The following is a 10,858-nucleotide window of genomic DNA, read 5'->3' as shown; positions in this document are numbered from 1 at the left end:
CAGTCTTTCGGTGGCTGCTGAGCCGCGAATGCATCCGGCATTCGGGGCGAATCAGCCACGGACCGCAAACCTGCCGGACCGATTTCATTTAGATTTCACCGGGTAACAGCCTTAAGTGACGGAACGGAGCCAAACACCGCTGTGCCGGACAGGAGCCCCACCCCCCGGATTCCTCATCCCCGGCCCCATATCCCCCACCCATATATTACCTTAAAAAACTCAGAATATTTTAAAGATTTTTAGAGAAATTTCCTGTATACTGGATTTGAAGTGATCCGTCTGCTATCCGATCGGCAGACGGGAATTTTTGTGGAAGAAAGGATTGGAGGGAGAGATTTGAGAATTTTATTGATTGAAGACGATCTGGAAATCTGCCAGGCAGTCGAAGTGCAGCTGAATAAAGAGGGTTATACGACCGATGTCTGTACGAATGGGGAAGATGCCATGTTTTATGTGATACATACGAACTATGATGCCATCGTGCTGGACCGTCTGCTCCCGGGCCTGGACGGACTAACGATTATAAAGGAAATACGGCAGAATAATATCCACACTCCTGTGATTATGGCTACCGCCATGAGCCAGATCAGTGACCGGATCGATGGACTGGACGGCGGGGCGGATGATTATATAGTAAAGCCATATGATGTTCAGGAGCTGAGTGCCCGGATCCGGGCGCTCACCAGACGTCCGGCGCGGGTGGAGGACGTTAGTGCCCTGTCCTTCGCGGATCTGACTTTATTGATCAATGACCGGGAACTGATCTGCCAGGACACCAGGAACCAGCTGTCGAAGAGGGAAGCCCTGCTGTTGGAATACTTTTTACAGAATCCGGAAACCTCGCTGACCCGGGAGGCTATCTTTTCCCATGTCTGGGGGCCGGATGCGGAGGTGGAGGACGGCAACCTGGACAATTATATTCATTTTCTGCGGAAACGCTTGAAGAACCTTGGAAGCGCGGCCTGTATCCGGACGCTCCACGGTGCCGGTTACCGGCTGGAGACAAATGAATAGCGGGGATGAGCGATGTTTAAAAAACTTCAATTTCGTCTGACATTTTTGTATACGCTTACCACCGGTGTAATTCTTACGCTGGTGGTTATTTCTATTTCCATCAACAGCCAGCTTTCCCTGATCCGCCGTATCGATGAGAACTTCCAGACACAGGTTATGAATGTTACCACGAAGCTGCAGACGGACCGTTCTTTTAATATTACCTGGCTGGCCGCTACGGAGACGGAGAATGACCTGCTGATCCACATTGAGGAAAATGGGGTCGCGCTCCTGTTTAAGGGGGCCTGGGAACCGCCCAGCGGCCGGGATTACCTGCTGGAAAAAGCCGCGTCGAAAGCACGGGAGCTGGGAACGGACATATCCGTCAGACCGGTTACGACCTATTCTATAAGTCCGGTTTTCGAGATCACCGGGAACCACAGGGACCGTTATCAGTGTATTGCCATGTCCTATCCTTCTAACAAAGGATATAAAAGTGTTTTGCTTCTCTATTATATCAGCCCTTCCCTGCAGATATTGAACAGGCAGCGGCTGTTCTTTGCGTGTATGGATATCCTGGGAATCGCTGCGCTGTTCCTGGCGGCCCGCATCTTTGTCAAGCGGTCCCTTCGTCCTATTAAGCAGAGCAAACGCAGGCAGCAGGAATTTATCGCCGCCGCTTCCCATGAGCTTCGCTCGCCCCTGATGGTGATCCAGACCTCGGCCCAGGCGATCGGGGCGGATCCTGCCCGGACGGAGCTGTTTACCGCCAACATCTGCGCAGAGTGCAGGAGGATGGCCCGGCTGATCAGTGATATGCTGACTCTGGCCTCGGCGGACAGCGGGAACTGGACGGTCCGGTTTTCCGCAGTGGATCCGAATACTTTTTTGCTGGACCTGTTCGAAACCTACGAACCGGTCTGCCGGGAGAGAAAGGTTTTGTTCCGGCTGGATCTGTCGGAAGATACCCTTCCCATGATTCAGGGGGACCAGGAGCGCCTGTCCCAGCTTCTCGGTATTCTTATCGATAATGCGCTGGCCTATTGCGGTAACCAGATGCCGCTGCTGCTAAAAGCTTTTGCTTCACGAAACCAGCTTTTGATCCAGGTGATTGATCACGGCCCGGGCATACCGGACGACCAGAAGGAGCAGGTGTTTGACCGTTTTTACCGTTCGGACAAATCACGCAAGGACAAACAGCATTTTGGGCTGGGACTTAGCATTGCCAGGGAGCTGGCGATCCTGCACAAAGGGGAGCTGACCATACAGGATACGGAAGGGGGCGGCTGTACTTTCGTGCTGAGCCTGCCGGTACACGATTAAGAGCGGCCGGGTCTTAACAGAATAAAATTTCATGATCTTATATTCAGGGATCTTAAAAGATTTTTAGAGAATTCCTCTGTAAGATAGTAAAAAAGGAGGAAATACCCTATGAAGAAAAAATGGATTTCAATCATAATGGTGATCGCGCTGATCGCGGGAATGGCCGCCGGATGCGGGAAAAAATCAGAGGAGAGCAAAAGCGGCGTGACGGCCAAAGACAATCCGACACAGGATCAAAGCGGCCAGAGTGAAAATACACCGATGGGAAGATACGTCGAACAGACCGTGGCGCTTCCCGAACAGATGAAGGAGATGAATGGGGACATCACGGGGATCGCTCTTCTGAGAGATGAGCAGGGACGAAAAATCCTGTATACACTCAATATATTGTCCGGAACCTATACCGGAAATATACTTCAGGAGGATGGAACCTGGGTCCAGGAGGACGCATCCTGGCTTACGGATTCGGTTGGAAAGGCCAAAGGAAGCATAAGAAGAATAGAAAAGGGAGATGACGGTTCCCTGTTTGCCGTCTATTATGATGACGATTATACACACCATATAGTCAAGACCATGGATGGGAGGACTGCGGAGGAGGTTAACATCCCGGATCTGGCATCAGGCGGCAAGGATCGGGTATCCTGCGGCTGGAAGATCATGGAATCGGGAGATGTGCTGATCGCCTATATGTCGAATGAGCTGGTGCTCTATAGCGGTACAGACGGCAGTGAGATCCGGAAATTCGAGCAGGGAAGAGCTGACGTGGATGATGTCAATGACCTGTTGGACGTGGAGGGGAACAGGATTCTTACCCTGAATGAGGACTCCAACGGTTTCGTGGTATATGATGCGGACACCGGTAAACAGGTGGACATGATCGTGCTGGAGGAGAAAGACTATGTGGAAGGCATCATGCGGTTTTCAGGTCTGGATGCGTATCTGTATCTGGATTCCGTGGGACTGCGGCATATGCAGGCCGGCGGTACGATTCAGGAGACGGTGATTGACGGCAGCCTGTGTTCTGCAGGTATCCCCGGGATCAGGGGCGTCAGTTTTCTGGTTGGGGATAACGAGGATTATTATGTCCTCTATAGTGACGACCATGATATGCAGGTGGCCCATTATGTGTACGATGCGAATGTGGCTACGGTACCGAGTGTGAAGATGACGATATTTGGACTGGAGACGAGTGACGTGATCGCCAGAGCGGTCGGAAAATACCAGATCGCCAATCCGGATGTCCAGATCGTCTATACGACGGCGGAGGCGGAGGAAGGCGCTTCGACTACGGCCGATTATATCAGGGCGCTGAACACCGAGCTGCTGAGCGGGAAAGGCGCGGATCTGCTGGTCCTGGACGGTCTGCCGGTTGACTCTTATATAGAAAAAGGGGTTCTAACGGATCTCTCCGATATCCTGAAGCCGATGCTGGATTCCGGGGAGCTTCTGGAAAACATCATGAACAGTTACGCCGACCAGGAAGGCAGGATGTATGGCATACCGGCCAGGTTCAGTGTTCCTATCCTCTACGGTGACGGCGACGTCGTAAAAGCCATATCCGGGCTGGATACCCTGCAGCAATACGTCCAGGAGAATCCGGATTCCCCGTTTATGCTGGCAGGGGGAAAGACGTTTACCTACGATGAACTGGCAAAACTGCTTCTCAGTATTAATTATGAAGAGATCGTGGGCGACGGATCGAAACTGAATAAGGAATCTGTGGTGAAATTCCTGAATACGGTGCAGATCGCCGGCAACGCGCTGGGAGCCACAGTGGAAACGGAACCGCTTCCTCCGCTCACGGATGAAGAATTAAAGGAATGGCTGGCATCAGCAGCCCCCTATTGGGCAAAGATGAATTTTTATATGGGTGCCTACCCGGTACGGGATCATGTGGCTGCGGCAGATGAGATGAAGGGGATCGATGATCTGTGTTATCCCACCTCCATCGTATCCGAGTATGACAAGATGATTTCTACGGTTAACGGGCTTTTCATCCCCAGCGGCATGATAGGAGTGAACAGCGCGTCCGGGCAGAGCGATATGGCAAAGGATTTTGTGAAATTCCTGCTTTCTGAGGAGGAACAGAATACGGATCTGGGCAACGGGTTCCCGGTCAATGCCAAGTCCCTGGATAACTGGTGCGGGAAAGTGCTGGATTACTCCCTGGGTATGAGTATGAATATCGACGGAGAAGAGATAAAAATAGACGCGGAACCGCCGACCAGGGAAGAGATCACCCAGTTTATCGATATGGCCCGGGAGCTTCGGATACCGCTGAATATAGACCGGGTTTTCAAGGAGATGATACTGGATGAAGCCAAAGCATTTTTTGCCGGCAGTGTCACGGCGGAGAAAGCAGCCGATGCCATCTGCACGAAAGCAAACACGTATCGGGCGGAATAATCAAACGGCGGCTAAGGCGTATCTGTTCCTGGCCCCCAGCCTGCTGGGGGTAGCCGCCTTTGTACTGATCCCGTTTCTGGATGTCATCCGCAGATCCTTTTATGAAGCGATGGGCGGAAGATTTGTAGGACTTAAGAATTATCAGACCGTACTTACGAACGAGGCGTTTCATCAGGCCGCTGCCAATACCGGCAGGTTCCTGCTCACCTGTATCCCGCTGCTGCTGCTTTTGTCCTTTTTGACGGCGCTTTTGATCCAGGGCCTGTTTGGGTCGGGGGAGTGGTTTAAGACCATTTTCCTGACGCCCATGGCGATCCCGGTGGCATCCATTGTGCTGCTCTGGCAGCTGGTCTTTGACGAGAAAGGGTATTTAAATCAGATTACGGCGGTATTCCACATGGCCCCCGTGGACTGGATGAATGGCTCTACGGCTTTCTATGTGCTGGTTTTCAGCTATCTGTGGAAGAATATCGGCTATGATATTATCCTGTGGCTGGCCGGTTTAAACGGGATCTCACCGGCGCTCTATGAGGCTGCCCGGGTGGACGGGGCCGGACGCTTTCAGTGTTTCCGCTACATCACACTGCCGGAACTGCGGCCGACGGTATTCCTGATCAGTGTGCTGTCTTTTGTAAATTCTTTCAAAGTATTCCGGGAGGCATATCTGATCGCCGGTGATTACCCGGACAGCAGCATCTATATGCTGCAGCATCTGTTCAACAACTGGTTCGTATCCCTGGATATCCAGAAAATGAGCGCGGCCGCCGTACTGACCGCCCTGGTGATCACCGGATTCCTGCTGGTGGTTCAGTACCGGAATGAGAAAAATACAGAGGCTTAAAGAGGAGCAAAGTGTAAAGGAGCAGGGCATGAGAAAAAAACTTACTTTTCTATTTCTTCTTACATTATCCTCCGTGGTCTTTCTTCCATTGATTATCATGGCGGGCAGCTCCTTTATGGGGACGTCGGAGATCCTCAAGCACTATGGGGCGGTTCTGGTCGGGACCGGAAAATCCGTAGAGTTTTCTCCGATCCCCCAATTTCCCACACTGAAAGCCTATCTGGAACTTCTGTTCGACTCGCCGGGCTTCTATGTGATGTTCTGGAACTCCTGCAAGCAGGTGTTCGGAATCCTGGCCGGGGAATGCCTGGTCTCGATTCCGGCTGCCTGGGCCTTTGGCAGGTTCGATTTCCCGGGAAGAAAAGCGCTGTTTACCCTCTACATGATCCTGATGATTATGCCGTTTCAGGTGACTATGGTGTCCAGCTATCTGGTGTTAGATAAGCTTTCGATGATGGACACTCACTGGGCGATCATCATGCCGGGGATATTTTCCACCTTTCCCGTATTTATCATGACTAAGTTTTTCCGAAGCATTCCACGTTCCTTTATCGAGGCGGCAAAAATAGACGGGGCCGGGGAGATTGCCATTTTCCTGAAGATCGGGCTTCCGTTAGGGCTGCCCGGGATACTCTCGGCTATGATCCTGGGGTTTCTGGAATATTGGAACGCCATGGAACAGCCTCTGGCTTTTTTGAAAACAAAGACACTCTGGCCTATGTCCCTGTACCTGCCGAATATTACTACGGAGCAGCTGAGCGTGGCATTTTCAGCCTCCATCGTCATGATGGCTCCGGCGCTGATCCTGTTCCTGTGGGGGCAGAGCTATCTGGAACAGGGGATCGAGGCGTCAGGGCTGAAAGAATAACCGATGGAAGAGGCGTTTACAGGTGCAAAAAGACGCACACTTGGAGGATATATGGATAAAGAGAAGAAGCTTACGAAGGCGGAGAAAAAACAAAAATTAATGAAACTGCTGATCGGTTTCTTTGTGCTAATGCTGATTCTGACGATTCTCTCCCGCGCGATCGATGCCGTTATGCTTCCGAAAGTGGACATCGGGAAGAAAAAGGAAGGGAATCTGGTCTATAAAGTGAACGGGGAGGGAACGGTGCGCCCGGCCGAGGCGGTATACACCGAAGTTCCCCTGGGATACCGGGTCAATAAAGTCCTGCCGGCCGGGACAAAAGTAACGGCCGGACAGGGGATTATTTTTCTGGACACGAAGGATCTGGAGGAGCAGAAGGAAGAGCGGAGCATAGAACTGGAAAAGCTGCAGCTGGCCTATGAGCAGCAGGAGTATTCCAATCAGCCGTCCGGCAAGGTATCGGAGGAAGAACAGGCATTGTCGAATCTGGAACAGGCGCAGAAGCATTACGACCAGTCATTAAACGATGTGGACGATGCCAAGAATGTCTATGAGGCAAACATGAACGCGAAAAAAGCCGAGTGTGACCAGATCAGGGAGAACGCCAAAGCCGCACTCGATCAGGCGCTTCCGGAGGAAAAGGAACAGGCTCAAAAGGACTATGAGGCGGCGGTGGCCCAGGCGGATGCGGACTTTAAAAGTTATGAGGAGCAGCAGCGCCAGGCAGTGGAGGCGGTCGCCGACCAGCGGGACAGCTTTAAGGACGCTCTGGATCAAGCGGAAAACGCCCGGGAACTGGCCAAAAAGAATGATGAGTACTCTAAAAAGAACGAGGAAAATATAAGGAAAGCGGCGGAACTGGGGCAGAGGATAAGAAAACTGGAGATCCAGCAGAAGGAACAGGATCTGGCCAAGATCGATGAACTGATCGCAGATGGCGGGGAAGTGCAGGCGGAGGTGGACGGCGTGATCACCAGGATGGGTGTGGTACCCGGTACGAGCACCACGGGAACCGAGATCGTGGAGATCGGAACCGGAGCTTATCAGTTCGTGGGCACTCTAAGCGAAAGTGCGCTGGAGCTGGTGCAGGAAGGGGATTCCATCGACGTGGCGCTGCCGCAGCAAAAGGGGCCTGTAAAGGCACAGATTCAGACGATCCAGCCTGTGGGAGCCTCAGAGATAAACGCAGCCGGAGATACTGCCCAGGCAGATGACGACAGGACTACGTTTATCGCCGAACTGCCGGAGGGTGAATACCGGATCTCGGGCAAGGGGACTTATTCCCTGGAAAAAATGTCAGATACGGAATACCGCTGTCTGATCCCCATCGAGGCATTGCGTGAGGATCAGAGCGGGAAGTACTGCCTGATCCTGGAAAAGAAATCCACCATCCTGGGAGAGTCCGACGTGGCCGTGCGGGTCCCGATCGTCGTATTAAAGAGCAACAGCCAATATGCAGCTATTGAAGATGCCCTGACAGCCGATGACCGTATCATAACCGGAAGCAGCAAAAATGTCAGTGAAGGGGACAGAGTACGGGTGGGATCTTAATGAAAATATTACAATATGGTATGCTGGCCGGAATCCTGATCCTGGGTGCCGTGTGTGTGACCTCGGGAACCAGAGTCCTTGCGTTCGGGCCGGCGGCGACCGTACATTACAAAGACCGCGGAATGACCGGTGAACAGCTGGATGAGCTCTACGAACAACAGCGGCAGGGGAAAGAAGAGAAGGCATCCCTGCCGGGGCAGCAGAGCGCAGGGCAGGAAGGAAAAGAACTGCCCGATATCACCGGCTGGTACCGGCAGGAAGAGCAGAATGCCGAGAATCCGGAGCTGAACATCCAGACCCAGACGGACCGGATCGGTGTCTGGGGAGATATGGGAGAGGTCCTTCCGGGAGAACTCCTGTCCGGAAGTTATGTGAACAGCCTGGATGAGGAGGGGTGCGTCATCAGCAGCGCCCTGTCGGAGAAACTGTTCCGCAGCACGGATACCATTGGCTGCTCGCTTCGCGTCGACGGGAGTGGGTATGTGGTTCGTGGAATCGTAGCAGACAGCGGACAGATCCTCTTGAACCGGGCGAAGAAAACGGATCTGCTTTGTAACCTGGAGTTCCGGTATCAGGGAAAAGAGTATTCCGCATCTGAGGTCAGGAATTTTTTGGCCCGGCAGGGCCTGACCACTTATGACAGCTTCTTAGAAGGCGGTCTCTATGCGGGTATCGCCGGGATTTTCCTGGGACTGCCCGTGCTGGTATTCGCAGCGTTAGTTATACGCTGGGGCTGGAAGAGGCTTGGACCTTACCGGATCGGGCTACTTCCCCGGAACCAGAACGTCAGATTCCTGTGCCGGCTGGCGGAGGTTCTCGGTATAGGATGTCTGCTGGCGCTGTGGTTCTGGATCTTTGTACGGTTTCCTGCGGATTATGTTCCGGCCGGGGTATCGGACTTTGAATTCTGGATCGTGAAGTTTCATGAGCTGTCCGTGGATCATCAGAAGCTTCAGAATTACCAGGGCTGGTATCAGGAAGCTTACTTGTTTGGCAGCCTGAAACAGTGCGTGTTCGGGTCCCTGGGCAGCAGCCTCCTGCTGTATCTGACTGCCCGCCGGTAGTTTGGGGACATGTCCATTCCGGTTTGGGACAGGTACAAATCAGTTCGGGACAGGTACATTTCGGTCAGACGGTTTTCGTAGAAAACCATCTGACGATATGTACCTGTCCCGAACTGATTTGTACCTGTCCCAAACCGGAATGGACATGTCCCCAAATGCCTACAGGTCGTAGTACAGCCCGATCTCCGCAGGATGCGGGATTTGCTCCACCAGCTGCGCCTCCGCCCGCTTGTTTTTTATCCAGGCATGCAGCAGAGGTTCCGGAAATACTCCCTCCCGGGTGAGATATTCGTGGTCCTCTTCCAGTGCATCCAGTGCCTCGGACAGGGTCCCGGGAAGCGCCTCAAGTCCCGCCTTCTCCTTTGCGGAAAGCTGATACAGATTACAGTCAAAAGGCCCCCAGCCATGCGCATGGGGATCGGTCTGCTTTAGAATCCCGTCCAGACCGGCCATGAGGATCGCGGCATAGGCATAGTAGGGATTACAGGTGGCATCCGGGTTGCGCAGCTCGAATCGTTTTGCGTCCGGCGCCTTGGCATAAGCCGGGATACGGATCACGGCACTTCGGTTGGAGGTCGCATAGCCGATGGTGACCGGAGCTTCATAGCCGGGCACCAGACGCTTGAAGGAATTCGTGGACGGATTCGTGAGCGCACACAGGGAACGGGCGTGCATCAGCAGCCCTCCCATGAACCAATGCGCCTCTTTACTCAGCCCGGAATAACCGGTCTCATCATAAAATAACGGATGTCCGTCCTTTTTGAGCAGCATGTGCACATGCATTCCGTTGCCGGCCTCCTGGTAAATAGGCTTCGGCATAAAGGTGACAGTCTTTCCTGCCGCCACCGCGGCATTTCTGACCACATATTTGAGGATCATGGTCCGGTCGGCCATATCCGTCATACTTCCCAGCTCCACCTCGATCTCCACCTGGCCGGGGCCGCCCACCTCGTGGTGGTGATATTTGACATCGATCCCCCAGTCTGCCAGCATCAGGCAGACCTTGCTTCGGAAATCATAGGAACTGTCCAGAGGGGCACAGATGTGATATCCGCCTTCACGGGGCACATGATATCCCGAATTCGCGCCGGGCAGCCCGGAATTCCATTCCGCCTGCAAGGTATCCAGCTCGTAGGATACCTTATTCGGCCTGCAGTCATAGCTGACCCTGTCCAGCAGATGGAATTCAAACTCCGGCCCGATAATCATCTGGTCCGCGATACCGCTTCGGCGCATGAATTCCTCCGCCTTCAGCGCCACATTTCTGGGATACTGGTCAAAGGGTTCATTGCCTGAGTCCTTTAAAATGCGTACATTTCCGGACATGGAAAGCGTGGGAACCTCCGTGAACGGGTCCGGATGGGCGGTGGACAGATCGGGCAGAAATACCATGTCGCTTTTTTCCACCGGTGCGTACCCATAATTCGAACCGTCAAAACCGATTCCATAGCGCATCGTACTCTCATCCAGCCGCTCTGCGGGTATCGTCAGATGTCTCCAGCGTCCATTGATGTCCACCATTTTAAAATCGATCATCCGAATCCCCTGATTTTTACAGTAATCCTGTGCCTGTCTTACATTTTCAAACATATGTAACCCCCTGAATAGCAATTTTTGATCTTTGTATAACATTATGGAATCTTCTGTCTTTCCTGTCAACTGAAAGATCCGGCTATAGGAGGGGGAATGTTACGATTCACGGCCAACTTTGGTAAATGGGGATTTTGTGGACGAAGGTCCGGGAAGGGAGGGAGGCGGTCCGGCCTTTGGAACCGGGCGGCGAATCCCGTGGGGCCAAATCACTTCGGCCGG

At 53.0% G+C, this 10,858-nt stretch carries 8 protein-coding genes; 7 read left to right on the top strand and 1 reads right to left on the bottom strand.

Annotated elements, in window-relative coordinates:
- Positions 1-336: 336 nt before the first annotated feature.
- The 7 genes from ABC831_RS25975 (at position 337) to ABC831_RS25945 (ending at position 9,046) form a co-directional block, all read left to right on the top strand.
- Positions 337-1,014 carry a response regulator transcription factor gene (locus ABC831_RS25975; protein WP_343250984.1) on the top strand — a complete coding sequence of 226 codons (678 nt, stop codon included), beginning with the start codon at positions 337-339 and terminating at the stop codon, positions 1,012-1,014.
- 12 nt (positions 1,015-1,026) lie between these two features.
- On the top strand, positions 1,027-2,316 hold the full coding sequence (locus ABC831_RS25970) for a sensor histidine kinase (RefSeq protein ID WP_343250983.1): 1,290 nt from the start codon (positions 1,027-1,029) through the stop codon (positions 2,314-2,316).
- Positions 2,317-2,424: 108 nt separating this feature from the next.
- A complete protein-coding gene (locus ABC831_RS25965) occupies positions 2,425-4,722 on the top strand; it encodes an extracellular solute-binding protein (protein ID WP_343250982.1) in 2,298 nt (765 codons plus the stop codon).
- A complete protein-coding gene (locus ABC831_RS25960; RefSeq protein ID WP_343250981.1) occupies positions 4,682-5,563 on the top strand; it encodes a carbohydrate ABC transporter permease in 882 nt (293 codons plus the stop codon). Before ABC831_RS25965 ends, ABC831_RS25960 begins: the two co-directional genes overlap by 41 nt.
- A 28-nt stretch (positions 5,564-5,591) precedes the next feature.
- Entirely contained in the window at positions 5,592-6,431 is an 840-nt protein-coding gene (locus tag ABC831_RS25955) for a carbohydrate ABC transporter permease (RefSeq protein WP_343250980.1), read from the top strand.
- Positions 6,432-6,482: 51 nt separating this feature from the next.
- Positions 6,483-7,982 (top strand): efflux RND transporter periplasmic adaptor subunit, encoded by a 1,500-nt coding sequence (locus ABC831_RS25950; RefSeq protein WP_343250979.1) that lies wholly within the window; start codon positions 6,483-6,485, stop codon positions 7,980-7,982.
- Positions 7,982-9,046, top strand: a complete 1,065-nt coding sequence (locus ABC831_RS25945) for an ABC transporter permease (protein WP_343250978.1) — start codon at positions 7,982-7,984, stop codon at positions 9,044-9,046. The genes ABC831_RS25950 and ABC831_RS25945 overlap by 1 nt, the downstream gene beginning before the upstream one ends.
- A 159-nt stretch (positions 9,047-9,205) precedes the next feature.
- Here ABC831_RS25945 and glnA read toward each other — a convergent pair whose 3' ends face one another.
- A complete protein-coding gene (glnA, locus tag ABC831_RS25940; protein WP_343250977.1) occupies positions 9,206-10,636 on the bottom strand; it encodes a type I glutamate--ammonia ligase in 1,431 nt (476 codons plus the stop codon).
- Between the last annotated feature and the right edge of the window lie 222 nt (positions 10,637-10,858).

The sequence above is a fragment of the Diplocloster hominis genome (genome assembly GCF_032380655.1).
In the GTDB taxonomy this organism is placed as follows: domain Bacteria; phylum Bacillota; class Clostridia; order Lachnospirales; family Lachnospiraceae; genus Diplocloster; species Diplocloster hominis.
This window is presented reverse-complemented; position numbering and strand designations above follow the sequence as displayed.

Coding starts and splice junctions, on each gene's coding strand:
- ABC831_RS25970 (WP_343250983.1), top strand. CDS start 1,027: ATGTTTAAAAAACTTCAATTTCGTCTGACATTTTTGTATACGCTTACC.
- ABC831_RS25965 (WP_343250982.1), top strand. CDS start 2,425: ATGAAGAAAAAATGGATTTCAATCATAATGGTGATCGCGCTGATCGCG.
- ABC831_RS25960 (WP_343250981.1), top strand. CDS start 4,682: ATGCCATCTGCACGAAAGCAAACACGTATCGGGCGGAATAATCAAACG.
- ABC831_RS25955 (WP_343250980.1), top strand. CDS start 5,592: ATGAGAAAAAAACTTACTTTTCTATTTCTTCTTACATTATCCTCCGTG.
- ABC831_RS25950 (WP_343250979.1), top strand. CDS start 6,483: ATGGATAAAGAGAAGAAGCTTACGAAGGCGGAGAAAAAACAAAAATTA.
- ABC831_RS25945 (WP_343250978.1), top strand. CDS start 7,982: ATGAAAATATTACAATATGGTATGCTGGCCGGAATCCTGATCCTGGGT.
- glnA (WP_343250977.1), bottom strand. CDS start 10,636: ATGTTTGAAAATGTAAGACAGGCACAGGATTACTGTAAAAATCAGGGG.